Annotated in this window: 13 protein-coding genes and 2 pseudogenes; 6 read left to right on the top strand and 9 right to left on the bottom strand. The window is 53.2% G+C overall.

Translation table 11 applies throughout. The annotated features are described in order from the left end of the window. A partial coding sequence (locus APY94_RS11275) for a M48 family metalloprotease (protein WP_157065538.1) occupies positions 1–267 on the top strand: 267 nt, incomplete at its 5' end. A 209-nt stretch (positions 268–476) separates the two neighbouring features. Then, entirely contained in the window at positions 477–1,619 is a 1,143-nt protein-coding gene (locus tag APY94_RS11270) for an amidohydrolase (protein WP_058939725.1), read from the top strand. A 41-nt stretch (positions 1,620–1,660) separates the two neighbouring features. Here APY94_RS11270 and APY94_RS11265 read toward each other — a convergent pair whose 3' ends face one another. The 4 genes from APY94_RS11265 to APY94_RS11250 are packed head-to-tail and all read right to left on the bottom strand — an operon-like array spanning position 1,661 to position 4,860. Beyond that, on the bottom strand, positions 1,661–2,608 hold the full coding sequence (locus APY94_RS11265) for a radical SAM protein (protein ID WP_058939724.1): 948 nt from the start codon (positions 2,606–2,608) through the stop codon (positions 1,661–1,663). After that, positions 2,592–3,416, bottom strand: coding sequence for an NAD(P)/FAD-dependent oxidoreductase (locus APY94_RS11260; RefSeq protein ID WP_058939723.1), 825 nt, complete (start codon positions 3,414–3,416; stop codon positions 2,592–2,594). Before APY94_RS11260 ends, APY94_RS11265 begins: the two co-directional genes overlap by 17 nt. After that, a complete protein-coding gene (locus APY94_RS11255) occupies positions 3,398–4,030 on the bottom strand; it encodes an isochorismatase family protein (protein WP_058939722.1) in 633 nt (210 codons plus the stop codon). Before APY94_RS11255 ends, APY94_RS11260 begins: the two co-directional genes overlap by 19 nt. A gap of 23 nt (positions 4,031–4,053) precedes the next feature. Continuing rightward, a complete protein-coding gene (locus APY94_RS11250; RefSeq protein ID WP_058939726.1) occupies positions 4,054–4,860 on the bottom strand; it encodes an SDR family oxidoreductase in 807 nt (268 codons plus the stop codon). Positions 4,861–4,931: 71 nt separating this feature from the next. Here APY94_RS11250 and APY94_RS11245 point away from each other — a divergent pair, with 71 nt between their 5' ends. The 3 genes from APY94_RS11245 to APY94_RS11235 all read left to right on the top strand — a co-directional run bounded on the left by APY94_RS11245 (position 4,932) and on the right by APY94_RS11235 (position 8,541). Continuing rightward, complete coding sequence (locus APY94_RS11245) at positions 4,932–5,942, top strand: deoxyhypusine synthase (protein ID WP_058939721.1); 1,011 nt, start codon at positions 4,932–4,934, stop codon at positions 5,940–5,942. 107 nt (positions 5,943–6,049) lie between these two features. Beyond that, complete coding sequence (locus APY94_RS11240) at positions 6,050–7,207, top strand: ATP-binding protein (RefSeq protein WP_058939720.1); 1,158 nt, start codon at positions 6,050–6,052, stop codon at positions 7,205–7,207. Positions 7,208–7,368: 161 nt separating this feature from the next. Continuing rightward, the gene (locus APY94_RS11235) at positions 7,369–8,541 is read left to right on the top strand and encodes an AAA family ATPase (RefSeq protein WP_058939719.1); all 1,173 of its coding nucleotides are present in this window, start codon (positions 7,369–7,371) and stop codon (positions 8,539–8,541) included. A 61-nt stretch (positions 8,542–8,602) separates the two neighbouring features. Here the strand turns inward: APY94_RS11235 and APY94_RS11230 are convergent, their stop codons facing one another. The 5 genes and pseudogenes from APY94_RS11230 to APY94_RS13750 all read right to left on the bottom strand — a co-directional run. Next, on the bottom strand, positions 8,603–10,270 hold the full coding sequence (locus tag APY94_RS11230; RefSeq protein ID WP_058939718.1) for an ABC transporter ATP-binding protein: 1,668 nt from the start codon (positions 10,268–10,270) through the stop codon (positions 8,603–8,605). A 33-nt stretch (positions 10,271–10,303) separates the two neighbouring features. Next, a complete protein-coding gene (locus APY94_RS11225; RefSeq protein ID WP_157065537.1) occupies positions 10,304–10,732 on the bottom strand; it encodes a nucleotidyltransferase domain-containing protein in 429 nt (142 codons plus the stop codon). 112 nt (positions 10,733–10,844) lie between these two features. Beyond that, entirely contained in the window at positions 10,845–12,119 is a 1,275-nt protein-coding gene (tiaS, locus tag APY94_RS11220) for a tRNA(Ile2) 2-agmatinylcytidine synthetase TiaS (RefSeq protein ID WP_058939717.1), read from the bottom strand. Between the two features lie 30 nt (positions 12,120–12,149). Further along, the gene (locus APY94_RS13755; protein ID WP_245610469.1) at positions 12,150–12,308 is read right to left on the bottom strand and encodes a hypothetical protein; all 159 of its coding nucleotides are present in this window, start codon (positions 12,306–12,308) and stop codon (positions 12,150–12,152) included. 143 nt (positions 12,309–12,451) lie between these two features. Beyond that, positions 12,452–12,735: pseudogene (locus APY94_RS13750) on the bottom strand (alpha/beta hydrolase-fold protein); the annotation flags it as partial. 448 nt (positions 12,736–13,183) lie between these two features. Between APY94_RS13750 and APY94_RS13745 the strand changes: the two are divergent. Next, positions 13,184–13,368: pseudogene (locus tag APY94_RS13745) on the top strand (RNA-guided endonuclease InsQ/TnpB family protein); the annotation flags it as partial.

Raw genomic sequence — 13,368 nt, 5'->3', positions numbered from 1 at the left:
AGGTCGAGGGAATTCCTGGCCGATGAAGGCGGGGCGAAGATAAGCGGCAAGCCCTGGGCGCTCGCGAGCGCGCTGATGAAGATAGAACGCGCCGTCAGCTACCGGCCGATGAGGGATGGGAACCCTGCAACGGCTCACATGTTCATAGTGAACCCGTTCAAGGGAACCAGCCTGGCGAGTCTGTTCTCGACTCACCCGCCTACCGAGGCGAGGATCGAGAGGCTCAGGAAGATTTCGGAAGAGATGGGCTACGCCCCCACCTTCTGACTTTCCTCATTTCTGCCATCTTTCGAAGCGAACGAAAGGTTTCTGACCTCCGTGAGATAGCGAAGGACCTGGGCGTCGAGTTTCCATACTGAGCCTTTTCCGTTCTTACATCATCTTTTTGGCTGCATAATTATCGAATTGTGTAATTATTCAATTCTGAAATCGACAAGCATTTAAACGTTAGTGCTCATCTCTTAACGGTGATGAACGTGAAAGCCGTCAAGGCTAATCTTCTCTACGATGGTCTGGGCAACGTCCAGAGGGACGTCTACGTCGTTTTTGATAGAAACATCGTTGATGTGACGAAGGATAAGCCAAAGGAAGCTGAGGTAATAGCCGGGGGCGTTGTAACGCCGGCCTTCATAGACGGCCACAGCCACATAGGAATGGACCGCTACGGTGAACCCTACCAGGAGGGCGAAGCCAACGAGCAGATGGATGCTGTTCTTCCACTCGTCGATGCCCTCTACTCAATTTACATGGACGACAAGGCCTTCAAGCACTCCATCGAGTTCGGTGTGCTGTACTCCTCTGTCCTGCCGGGAAGCGGAAACATCATAGGAGGAAAGGCGGTCTTCATAAGGAACTACGGCAGGGACATAGAGGATGCCTTCATCCAGTATGCGGGCGTTAAAGCGGCGTTCGGCTACAACCCGCGCTCGACGAAGGAGTGGAAGGGAACCAGACCGAGCACGAGGATGGGTGCGATAGGTATTCTCCTCAACTGGCTGATAAAGACGCAGAAGACGATAGCCCTCATCGAGAAGGGCAAGAAGGAGCCGGAGGAAGTTGAGCCTACGGTTGAGGCACTAATTCCTGTCCTCAAGGGCGAGATCCCGCTCCGCGTCCACGTCCACAAGGAGGACGACATCGCGGCGCTCCTCATGATAAAGAGGAAGTTTGGGCTCAAGATAACCATCGAGCACGCCGGCGACGTCCACAGCAGGGAGACCTTCGAGAAGATTAAGGCCGAAGGCGTTCCGGTAATCTACGGTCCCTTCGACTCGCTTCCCTACAAGGTCGAGCTGAAGCACGAGGACTGGAAGAACGCCCGCTACCTGCTCGAGGTCAAACCGCTCTTCGGCCTCATGAGCGACCACCCGGTCACGCTCCAGGCGAACCTCTACCTGCAGCTCAGGCACTTCATAAGGCTCGGCATGAGCAAGGCGGAAGCGATAAAGGTCATCACCCACAACAACGCGAAGATACTCGGCGTTGACGACAGGCTCGGAAGCATCGAGAAGGGCAAGTGGGCTTCGCTCGTCGTCTGGAACGGCGACCCGTTCTGCGTGGAGAACTACCCGACGCACGTCTTCGCGGAGGGAGAGCTGATTCACGAGGCGGACTGGTGAGTTCTCTCTTTCATATTTTGAAGAGATAAAAAGAAAGGTCTTCAGCCCACCTTAAACTCAAACCCCCTCGCGAAGGTGTAGGCCTCTCTAAGCTCCGGCCGCTCCTTGAGGAACCTGAGGATATACTGCCCGCAGTTCGAGCCTATGAGGTTCTCCTTCGTGTCGCCGACGGAGATAATGACGTCGTAGCCGAGCCTCCTGAGGTCGTCAACAAAGCGTTTGTGCTTCATCGGAAGGCCAGTCTCAAGGTCCACGTCGTTGGTGAGCTTATTCTTCAGCACGCTCACCGTCGGGTTGAGGGGCGTTATCTTGATGAGGAAGCACTCCTTCGGGAAATACTCGGCTATGACTTCAGCATCGGCCTCATTCTCCCTCGCCAGGGCAAAGTTGAGCGTAATCTTCTTGCCGCCCTCGTCGTAGAAAGCTTTACCGTACTCGGCCATCCTCTCGAAGTCCCACTTTCTGACGGGGATTATCTCGTCCCTCTGCTCCGGGTTGGTGGAGTGTATCGAGAACTGGAGCTGAAAGTTGGTGGGGAACATCTCCTTCTTAAGTTCCAGCAGTGCCTCGAAGAACTTGTCCGTCCCAATCGGGGCTATGGTCGAGAGAGACGGGTGGAAGTTCTCGTAGCGCTCGCCCAAAAGCCTCATCGCCTCTACCACGGCCATGTTGAAGCTCGGCTCGCCCATTCTCGCGAACTGCACCTTGAACTTCCTGGTTTTGGGCTTCCCGTTCCAGCGCTTCTGAATCGGGTACTCTATCTGCTCAATCAGCTCATCGACGTCGAGCTTTCCCTTGTAGAAGAAGCCGGCGTCGCACATCTTGCAGCCGACCGGACAGCCGTTGAGCGATGAGACGATGAGCACCCACTTCTCGGCCGGATTGTGGGTCGGGATTGACTCGACGAACTCCACGATGTTTCCCTTCGCGGTCTTCCCGATGTAAACGACGGCAACGTTCGGATCGCCAACCTCACTCAGTATCTCCATACCTCTCCCTCCTCCATATCACCATCGCGGTTTTGATTCCGTCCGCTATCGCCAGGGCCGTCTGGCGGTAGATTCCGTTCTTAACGTCCCCAACGAGGAAAAGGTTATCGTCCTCGATGCCCTCCACAAGTTCGATGTTGGGAATCCTCCCTATGGCACCGAGCACCAGATCAACCTCAAAGTCGCCAGCGCTCGTTCTGGCTAAAAGCTTTTGCTTCCCGCTTATAGGCTTTATTTCCCACACCTGTCCCATCAGCGTTTTGATGTTCGAGCGTCTCTTCACGAGTTCCTGGAGGTAGGGCAGGGCCTTTGGCTCGCTCCTCATGAGGATTACCACCTCGTCGCTGGTCTCGCTCATGGTCAACGCGTAGTCGAAGGCCACATCGCCGCCGCCGATTATAAGAACCCGCTTGTAGTGTCTCCTCGGAACTTCAGCGACGTGGTAGATTACTCCATCGAAGGGGAGCTTTCTTGGCCTCGTTCCGTTTGCCACCACGAGGTACTTGAAGTGGTGAACCCCGCTCGCGGTTTCGACTTCAAAGAGTCCGCCGACCTTTTTAACGGCCATGACCTCCTCGTAGATGATTTTCAAGCCATACTTTCTCACGTATTCCTCAAGGAGTTCAACAACTTTCTCTCCATTTATTCCGTCCGGGAAGAACATCGTGTTCTCGACGGAGTAGGCGTTCCTTATCAGCCCACCTATCCGGTCGCGCTCGAAAATCACGCTCTCTATCCCGTAGCGCGCCAGCTGCACCGCCGTCGCTATGCCCCCTATGCCGGCCCCGATTATCCCGACGAGAGCCATTCCAGCACCTCCCCTAAGAGCGACGTAACCGCGAAGCCGTGAGAGAGGTTTCTAAGCGTAGCTTCGTGGAAAAACCTGTTTTGAGTCAGTGTCCCATCGACCGGAAAGACCACGTTGAAGCCCCGCACGAAGGCCTCTCTGGCGGTGGTCTCACAGCAGAGGTGCGTCATGACGCCGGTGATGACTACGGTTTCTACGTGGAGTTTTCTCAGAATGCCTTCAAGTTCAGTTCCGTGGAAGGCGTCGTAGGTTCTCTTCTCGATTACCGTCTCTGCAAAGGACCGAAACTCGTCGAGGAGCCCATTCAGCGGGTCGTCTCTTGGCATATTGCCGCCCCACCAGCGGGTCATTATGTCGTCCCGATGGAAATGGCGGGTGAAAATTATCGGAACGCCGAGCCTCTCCGCCTCTCTGTAAAACTCCACAAGCCTGGGAACGAAGCGCGGCGCGGAAGGCAGGAACGCCCTGCTCTCCGGCCTGAGGAAGTACGCCTGAAGGTCTATCGCGAGAACGGCCGCATTCCGGAACGGCCTAACCTTCTCCCACTTCCTAGGCCTGAAATACCTCTCCCTCATCTCGGCTATGAATTCCTCGGTGAAGTAGTCCTCCTTCATGGGTGTGAGAAGGAAGGGTGGGCTTAAATGTCTATCCCCCTCGTCATCGCGCCGTCTATGATGACGGTGGAGCCGAGCATGTACTCCGCCTCATCGCTCAGGAGGAACGCGATGAGCGAGCCGAGTTCTTCCCACCTCCCAGTCCTGTGGAGGGGCGTTCTGCCGAGCACTTCCCTCTCCCAGGTCTCCTCAAAGGGTTCTCCCTTCGCCTCGGCGACGGCTTTGAGGTTCTCCCGTGCACCGGGTGTATCGAAGCTTCCGAGCAGAACGCTGTAGGCCCTTATCCCGCGCTTTCCGTATGTTCTCGAAACGCTCCTGGCGAGCTGAACCAGACCTGCCCGCGTTACATCTGCCAGAGCCAGCGGTGGCATCGGCTCCTTTATCGAGACCGAGTTGAGGTAAACGAGAACACCCCGGCGTTTCTTCTCAAGCCACGCCTGAGCAAGGAGGGTCGTTAGGTAACCGGGAGCGACCGTGTGAAGGGCAGAAGCCTCGATCCAATCTATATAGGTCGCCTCGTGGAGGAGGCAGGGTTCACAGCGGACGTTGCCGGCGTTCCAGACGAGGGCGTCGATTCCACCGAGGAGCTCCCATCCCTCCTTGACGAGGTTCTCCAGATCGCGCTGGTCGAAGAGGTTGACCCTAACGGAATAAACCTCACCGTAGCTCGAAAGCTCATTCAGGGCCTTCTTCAGGTTCTCCTCGCTCCTGGAGCTTATAACAACCCTCGCGTTCCTCTTCAGCAGTTCCCTTGCAACGTTGAAGCCTATACCGCGCGATGATGCCGTGACGATGACCCCTAGGCCGTCCAGATTTATCTTCACCGGCATGTGGGAGAGTTGGGGCTGGAGAATAAAACGCTTTCCCAAAACTTTATACGTCCACCTTCGAAGTGCCAACCATGACCGAGCCGAAGGATATAGTGCTTAAGGAGAGCCAGGAGGTCGAGGGCCTTCCAATCGAGGGGCCGTGGCCCGACGAAGTCGGGAACCTTGAGGAAGTCCTCGACTACTACGAGCGCATAGGCTTCCAGGCGACGCACCTCGGAAGGGCGATAGAGATCTGGCGGAAGGTAGAGGAGAAGCGTGCCAGCGGCGAGGAGGTTAGAGTTTTCCTCGGCTACACCTCCAACATAATCTCCTCCGGCCTGCGCGAGCTGGTTGCGTGGCTCGTCAAGGAAGGTAAAGTAGACGTCATCGTCACGACCGCCGGCGGAATCGAGGAGGACTTCATAAAGGCCCTGAAGCCATTCATCCTCGGTGACTGGCACGTGAACGACGCCCTGATGCGCGAGAAGGGCATAAACAGGATAGGCAACATCTTCGTGCCCAACGACCGCTACATCGAGTTCGAGAAGTACATGATTCCCTTCTTCGAGCGCGTTCTTGAGATGGAAAAGGAGCGCGGAAAGCCCTTAACCGCGAGCGAGTTCATCTACGAGATGGGCCGCTACATGGACGAGAAGCTCGGGAAGGAGAAGGAGCGCTCGGTTATTTACTGGGCCTACAAGAGGAACATCCCGATTTTCTGTCCGGCCATTACCGACGGCTCAATCGGCGACATGCTCTATTTCTTCAAGGAGGAGCGCGGGGACAGGGAGCTGGTCATAGACATAGCCAACGACATAGTCAAGCTCAACAACCTCGCCGTTACCGCCAAGGAGACGGCCTCAATAATCCTCGGAGGCTCGTTGCCAAAGCACGCGATAATCAACGCCAACCTCTTCAGGGGCGGAACGGACTACGCGATTTACGTGACGACAGCGATTCCCTGGGACGGCTCGCTGAGCGGTGCACCGCCGAGCGAAGGTGTCAGTTGGGGCAAGATAAGGGCTAAGGCTGATTACGTCGAAATCTGGGCAGATGCGACGCTCGTCTTCCCGCTGCTGGTGTGGAAGGTGATGAAAGGATAGTGTTAGCTTGGCCTTAATAATTTGCACCGTCCCTGCAAACTCCTTTTTAAATACCTTTGCAGTACGAGTGCAAAATCTTTATAAATATCTTTGCACTAAAACTGCACATGCTTGAGTTACAAAATCCGTGGTGGTTCGGCGAGCCCGACAGGGACTGGGAGCTCTTTGAAAAACTCACCTATAGGATTAGGCCGAAATGGCTTGATGAACTCTCGCTGAGCCCATTTTCGCTCAACTTCGTCGTTGGTCCGAGAAGAGTCGGGAAAACCCTTGGAATAAAGCTCCTCATCAAAGAGCTCCTCAAAAAAGTCGAGACTCCTTACGCAGTCTTTTACTTCAGCTGTGACGTGCTTGAGGACCACAGAGAGCTTTTGGAGGTTCTGAACGACTATCTAAGGCTAAAGAGACGAAAGGGTGTTAATGAGGCCTTCATATTCCTCGACGAGGTCAGCCTCGTGGACGACTGGTGGCGTGCCCTGAAGTTCCTCATAGACCGGGGCGAGTTGAGGAACGACGTCGTTACCGTGACGGGCTCAATTTCCCTGACTGTAGGCCGACACTTTGAGACGTTCGGCGGTAGGATGGGAAACGGAAAAACGATTGAGGTCATGCCACTGAGTTTTCACGACTATTACAGCCTTTTCTACAACGAGTTCTTTCCGTCAAAGGGAGCAGAAGTCTTTGAGAACTACCTTGAGACAGGGGGATACCTCGCTTACCTGAACGGCACCCTGAAGGTTGAGGAACTCGTGGGCTTTCTGAAGGCAGACTTGAAGGCCCTCGACCGCTCCAGTGATCTTGCAAGGGACATCGTGGGTGCGGTGCTCGATAAGGCCCCATCGCCCACCTCATTCAACGCGATAGCAAAGGCCGTTGGCGTTTCGCCCCACACCGCAAGGGATTACGTTGAGCTTTTTGAAGCCTTTCACATCCTCCTGCAGGTTCTCTACCTCGGCGGTGACGGAAAGGTCTACCCGAGGAAGGAGCGGAAGCTAATCCTCCGCGATCCCCTCATCGTAAGGGCCATAGAGCTGTGGACAAGGAGAAAAATCGACAGGGCGGTGCTCTACGAGTGGCTCGTTCAGGAGCACCTGTACAGAAAGTTCGGAGAGGTGTTTTACTACCGCAACTCCTACGAGATTGATGCAATAGCCGGAAACCTGAGGGTCGAGGTCAAGTCCGGAAAGAAAAGGGGGCGCTATCCGAGGAACGTTGAGGTTTTAGAGGGCTCGAAGGTTCCGGAGTTCCTATACAACCTCACCTAGCGAGCTCTTTTATCTTATCGACCTCACCCCGCTGAACCAGTCTCAGGAGTTTTTGCTTTGACCGGCCCGCTTCACATTTCGTCCTTTCTCATGAACAATATGCACGCATATCGTCCCTGCGTGAGGACAAGAGTTATAAATAAAGAATCCAACTTCAAAACATGGACGAGAGGATACTCACTTCACTCATCACCACGAGCAGGAGGGTAATGGCTTGGGCGAGGAAGTTCCCAAAAAAGCGCTTTCTCTTCGACGAGCTTAAAGCTGTTGATGAGGAGTATTACGTTGGCGTTAGGGGCGTTCGTGGTGTCGGTAAGACAGTCCTTCTGCTCCAGCTGGCAAATGAAACCGAAAGGAGCGTTTACTTCTCAGCCGATTCGACCCTCATAAAGCCTTTCTCCCTCTACGAGGTTGTGAACTCCCTCGCGGAGATGGGATACAGAAATGTTTTCATTGATGAGATTCACAGGAAAGTGGACTGGGCCGAGGACTTAAAGACGCTCTACGACGAGCACGAGGTAAGGGTGTTCTTCTCAGGTTCATCGGCTATAGATTTGGTTCATTCGGGAGCTGACCTGTCAAGAAGGGTTGTCCTCAAAGAACTCCCGCCAGCTTCCTTCAGGGAATGGCTCAACATAAAGAGGAACTTCGACGTTCCCAGGTACCCACTAAAAGAAGTCCTTTCCAGAGCTTTTGACCTGACAGATATGTACGCTGAACTCCATCCACTCTGGAGGGAATACATGCGAGAGGGGGGAGTGCTCTACCCGAGGAGTGGCTTCTACGACGCCCTTGACAACTCTATTCGGAAGGTAATCCTCGAAGACCTCTCCGCCCTGAGGGAGGTTAGCGTTAAGTACGAGACAGATGCATTTAAGCTTCTCTACATCGTCGCCAAGTCTGCCCCCTTCGAGGCCAACTACTCCCGGATAGCCAGGGCTCTCGAAGTCTCCAAGAACATGGCGATAAGGCTCGTGGAAGACCTTTCAAAGGCCGGCCTCCTGATTGCCTTTCACCCCTGCGGCAGTGCTAGAAAGGAGCCTAAACTGTACCTCACCGTCCCGCTGAGGGAGTTCTTTGCCAGAAAGGGCTTTAACACCCACGAAGGTGCCCTGCGCGAGGAGTTCTTTGTGAACCACCTGCGGAACCTCGGTCTCTGCTACCTCAAGGGGAAGAGGGGTGAGAAAACCGCTGACTTCAGGATTGGCGAATGGATTATCGAGGTAGGCGGTGAATCAAAGGGTCGCTACCAGAAACCTGACTATATAGCGGTCGATGGCCTCCTCACGGGCAAGGGTAGGATCCCGCTGTTCCTGTTTGGGTTGGTGTATTGAGTCATGGTGCCCTTAGAGGACCCCATTGCAAGTCAGGCCAGTCTGTGACTCACGGCGGGGGTTAGTAAAGAGCGTTCTTGCTTTTCTCCTGCTCTTTGAACAGCTCACGGTATTTCTCGCAACTCTTAAACAGCTCTTCGTGCCTACCCCTGCACAATATCCTGCCCTCCTCAAGAACCCATATCTCTTCCATCTCTCTGATTGTTGAGAGTCTATGGGATATGGTGATAAGGGTCATCTCCATTTTTCTCAACCTTTGGAGGATTCTTGCTTCCCTCTCAGAATCCATACCCGAAGTGGCTTCATCCAGTATTATGATCCTAGGATTTCTAGCTAGAGCTCTCGCTAAGGCTATCCTCTGTCTCTGGCCTAACGATAGATTTTTACCGCCCTCTTCAATAGGTAAATCGGGATTTAGTTCCTCAAGTTCAACGGTTTTTAGGATCTCTACAATTTCGCTGTCTGTGAGATTTTTTCCGAGAGCAATGTTTTCCCTAACCGTTCCCTCAAAGAGATACGGCTGTGACGGAACATAGATAAGTTCCCTGCCAAGAAGGGACTCGGGTGGACACTTTCCGATCTTAACTTTGCCCTTGGTGGGTCTAATTATTCCCGAGATTATCAAGGCTAGCGTTGTTTTTCCAACTCCCGAAGGACCCACTATGCCGAGGTTTTTGCCAAAGGCAATTCTCTCGGAGATTTCCTTTAGAACCTGACTTCTTTCGCGGGATAGGGATACACCCTGCAATTCAATACCCCAATCTTCTGGAGTACACGTTGGTCTTTCAAGGGACGGTTCGATTTCAATGAACTCCCATATTCTTTCAATTATGGGAACGGCTCTGTGATAACTGCTCCAGAAGAATGCAAATCGCTCAACCGGGTAATAGACTCTGCCGAGATATGTAAACGTGGCGATCACCGACGAAAGAGTGGCCATTCCATTCTTAACAAAAACTACGCCACTTAGGAGAACAAGAAGTGGTAGGATCGTTGATAGATACGACTGAAGGCCGTAGCTGGCCGTGCTGTAAAAAGCAACTTTTTTTGATGCATTGACCCAACGGTCAAGCCTTTCCGAGACCCTTTTGATAAGATAGTCGAACGCATCGAGGGTCTTTATATCAAGCCTACCGTCTATTCCCTCTTTAAATGCGGTAACGCTCTCTGAGTATCTCTTTCTCTCTTCTGAAGAGGCCAGCTTAAGTCCATGGATGAACGCTCTAAGGGAGAGACCGTAGACTGGAAGTGTTATGAGGGTGACGGCACCTAGATATGGGTTTAGTCTAAAGATAACCGTCACTCCAATGATTAGAGAAAATGCCTCTATAATGATGGCAGGGATTAGAGACATTCCCATTCTACCGACGATTTCCGTGTCCGATTGAATTCTGGAGAGAGCATCACCGGGGTTGATGTTCTCTGAGAGCAGAGTTGAGATGAACAGTTTTCTTTTAAGCCATGCGGCAGCTTTCGTCTCTGCGAAGTTGCTAACAAAACCTGAGTATAGGTAGATGATCGTTGATGCGGTGTACAGGAGGAGTATAATTCCAATATTCTTCAGGATATCATCGGTATTCATCTTGCCGAGGTTTTCAATGAGGCTTTGGATGTAAAACGGCACAGCTGCAGATAGGAGGGTTGATACTGCCCCCAAAGTTATGAGGAGGAACACGTATTTCTTGTGAGCCAGTCCAACCTGAAGAACCCTGTGGAGTGCTTTACTCAATTATAGTGCCCCCAGCGCGAGTATTGGCAATTTTCATTGCCTACTAAAAAGTTTAAAATTTTTTTTTGGAAACTTAACGTTATGAACGCTATGTTTGGATTTAAAATGCCCATTAATTACCTTTGCCTTCTCGCGGGCACGCCTCCTCAACCTGACTTTTCCCCTCACGCTTTCAAACCTGCTCTCCCGTATTCGGTGCTCCATATCATTCCAGAGCTTTCTGAACCTGTAAAAGTACTCCAAAAGCTCAAGCTCGTCTCCATAGATGACCCTGTGGTTCTTGATTACATCGATCTGGACGTACAGTGGCAGCTCCTCAAAGACCTTAACATCATACTTTCCACCGAGCTCTTCAAGAACCCTCTCGTAAGTCCCAGGTTTTGGCTTCACCAGGCAAATATCAACGTCGCTCCGCTCCGTCGCTTCTCCCTGGGCATGGGAGCCATAGAGAAGAATCCCCATGCAGTCATCCCTGAAGGGCCTGAAGTCCCTGCGGAGCTGCTCTATGATGGACACACTACCACCAAAGGATTTTTGGCGGGATTGCATAAAGGGTTTTTGGTTTATCATACAATCACAAAAGCTCCAACAGCTTATCCTCCCCATTCGGCAGCACAAGCGGCCGCGAGAGGTGCTTTCTCGCATCGGGCGGGACTTCGTAGATTCTCTTCTTTAAATCGCGCGGCACCTCGACGGGGATAAGCTTCTTCGGCATCTTAAAACCACAGCGCTTGCACTTGAGGTAGTCTCCCTTGCTCTTCATCGTCCCGCCACACTTTGGACAGCGCGGCTTCTGATACTCCACCTTCGGGACGAGCTTGACCGGATAGAACTTTTCGAGGTTGAGCGTTAGAACGCCCTCGTGCTCTTTAACTCCTCCGGCCGCTATGATTTCGTCGCCGGGCAGGAGCTTCCTGACCCAGTTCCGGAACTTCTTGGTCGGCTCGAAGGCGGCAACCCTAATCCTTCCCGTCTCGTCCTCCAGCTCGAAGAAAACGTGCCTCCCGCGCTCCCAGTAGGGGCCGACCACTCTACCCCTGACCACTGCGCTGTCGTAGAGCTTCAGCTCCACTATTTTCTTCGGGATGAGGTGGTCGTCGGTGTTCTGGTTGGTCTTGTAGAGCTGGTGAAAAGCGACCGGCTCCCCGAGCTTGACCATCTCGAAGACCTGGAGAACTCTGCCGCGGTCAATTCCCCTGATTCCAACAAGGACGGGGTCTTTTCCGTGGGGGGTTATGAGAACGCTTCTCTTGTACGGGTCAACGTTGTCGTAGGTGAAGGGATAGCTCCAGCGGTCGGCGGAGAAAACGCTCTCCCCCTCCACTCTCCTCGGAGTTCCCCAGCTGTCCGGCTCTCTGTAAGCTAACAGCTCGTAGGTGAAGCGTTCGAGAGGATAGCCTATCGCCGCGAGGGAGCCTATTATACCCCTCCCGACCTTGAACTTGAAGTACTCTGCCTCAACTTTCTTCGCGACCATTTCAGCCTCCTCGATCTTAACGTGCTCCCTCAAAGCCCTCAACGAGAACTCGCGGAGCTCTTCTGGAATATCTCCTTCGAAGAACACGACGCCAGGGTTAGTATTTTCGTGCTCGAAGTCGGCAAGACGGTCCACGTAGAAGAGGACGGTGTTTTTAACCTCGGTTATAAGCTCCTCATCGACCTTGAAGGTCATCGCAACCGCTCCGTTGCCCCTCGTTTTGTACGGGATGTTCGGGTTGAGCCTTATCAGCCTCGGCAGGTCTATGGGCTCCGCTAACCTCGAAAGCTCGCGGTAGAGGAGCGCGCCGAGGTATGTGGTGCACATGCCGTTGGGTGAGTCGGTGTCGTCGATTCCGATGTGGAGGAGCATGGTTGAAGAAATGGGGAGGGGGTTTAAAAATCAACCGCCGAAGAGCCAGAGCACCGCGTCCGGAAAGCGCCTCAACCAGTAGTACTCGTTGTGTGTGGCTCCCTCGTCCTCGATGACGAGAAGGTTTTCGCCCTCAGCGTAGCCTTTCTCCCTTAATACCTCCACCATCTTTCTGTTGGTTTCTACCATTTCGCTCGGATCGCTCCCCTTAAGGGTTCCCAGTCGATGTAGATTTTCTCCGGGGCGTTCCTCACGAAGTCATAGATCTCCGGGTTGAACCAGAAGGCTGAACTCATGGCTCCAGCGTAGCGGAAGGTTTCAGGGTATTTGAAGCCGGCGTAGATCGAGATGAGCCCTCCGAGGGAGGAGCCCATTCGTCTATCCTCCCATCGCCGCCGTTGTCTATGCCGACCACTATGACGGAGAAGTTTCTCTCCCTAAAGAGGTTCTCCAGGGCCTCGTCCACCCTCCATTCGCCGGCGAAGGAGGTTGCCTGGTCAAATAGGTTCTGGCCGTCGGGCATGTAGGGGACGGGGTATCTTTTGTCGCCCCTCCCGTAGTCAGGCGGCAGGTAGACCCATATCCTCCTCGTCCTGTTGAGCTGGGGTATGAACATCTTGAAAGTCGTCACGTTCCCGACTATCGTATGCGTGCCAACTTCGGTTTCCTCCACATAATCGCGCCAGTGGTAACTCGTGAACTCGTACCTCCCGCCCTCCTCCAGCACCATGGTCCTGCTCGGAATTTCCTCGCCGTCTCTGCCCTTCTCAACGGTCTCCCACGAGCCGCGGGTGAACTTGAACTCGATCTTGGCTCCTTTCTTGAATTCCAGCGTTATCTCCCACTTCCCGTCGCGCTTCCGGAGTCTGTGGTTTTCGTTAGGATTGAATAGGTGCAGTTACTTTTTTCTTCTGAAGGCCTCGTCCTTTAGGGTGGGGATGCAGTAATCGAAAGACCAGCCTGAAGGCAGGAAAGCAAAACTATTTTAAAGCCTAAAAAACATTACCATACTTTAGAATGAAGCGGTCAATAACGGTAAAACTACAACCCTCAAAAACCCAAGAGAAACATTCAAATCCGAAATAGGCTCGGCAACGGTTCAACAAATCTGCAGGAAGAACGCCGAAAGCTGGAGAAGCTTCTTCTCACTCTTAAGGAACACGCGGAACGGAGAACCCCCCAACTGGCTCAAACCCAAACCACCAAACTACATCAAGGGAGAAGGCTTAATAGTCCTCAGAAAACGACC

The organism is Thermococcus celericrescens (assembly GCF_001484195.1).
Classification (GTDB): Archaea; Methanobacteriota_B; Thermococci; order Thermococcales; family Thermococcaceae; genus Thermococcus; species Thermococcus celericrescens.
The sequence above is the reverse complement of the archived record's forward strand: the minus strand, read 5'-3'. Positions and strand labels throughout refer to the sequence as shown.

What these genes read in the sequence shown, in the direction of transcription:
- APY94_RS11265 (WP_058939724.1), bottom strand. Translation starts at nt 2,608, where the DNA reads ATGGAGATACTGAGTGAGGTTGGCGATCCGAACGTTGCCGTCGTTTAC.
- APY94_RS11260 (WP_058939723.1), bottom strand. Translation starts at nt 3,416, where the DNA reads ATGGCTCTCGTCGGGATAATCGGGGCCGGCATAGGGGGCATAGCGACG.
- APY94_RS11255 (WP_058939722.1), bottom strand. Translation starts at nt 4,030, where the DNA reads ATGAAGGAGGACTACTTCACCGAGGAATTCATAGCCGAGATGAGGGAG.
- APY94_RS11250 (WP_058939726.1), bottom strand. Translation starts at nt 4,860, where the DNA reads ATGCCGGTGAAGATAAATCTGGACGGCCTAGGGGTCATCGTCACGGCA.
- APY94_RS11245 (WP_058939721.1), top strand. Translation starts at nt 4,932, where the DNA reads ATGACCGAGCCGAAGGATATAGTGCTTAAGGAGAGCCAGGAGGTCGAG.
- APY94_RS11240 (WP_058939720.1), top strand. Translation starts at nt 6,050, where the DNA reads ATGCTTGAGTTACAAAATCCGTGGTGGTTCGGCGAGCCCGACAGGGAC.
- APY94_RS11235 (WP_058939719.1), top strand. Translation starts at nt 7,369, where the DNA reads ATGGACGAGAGGATACTCACTTCACTCATCACCACGAGCAGGAGGGTA.
- APY94_RS11225 (WP_157065537.1), bottom strand. Translation starts at nt 10,732, where the DNA reads ATGGGGATTCTTCTCTATGGCTCCCATGCCCAGGGAGAAGCGACGGAG.
- tiaS (WP_058939717.1), bottom strand. Translation starts at nt 12,119, where the DNA reads ATGCTCCTCCACATCGGAATCGACGACACCGACTCACCCAACGGCATG.
- APY94_RS13755 (WP_245610469.1), bottom strand. Translation starts at nt 12,308, where the DNA reads ATGGTAGAAACCAACAGAAAGATGGTGGAGGTATTAAGGGAGAAAGGC.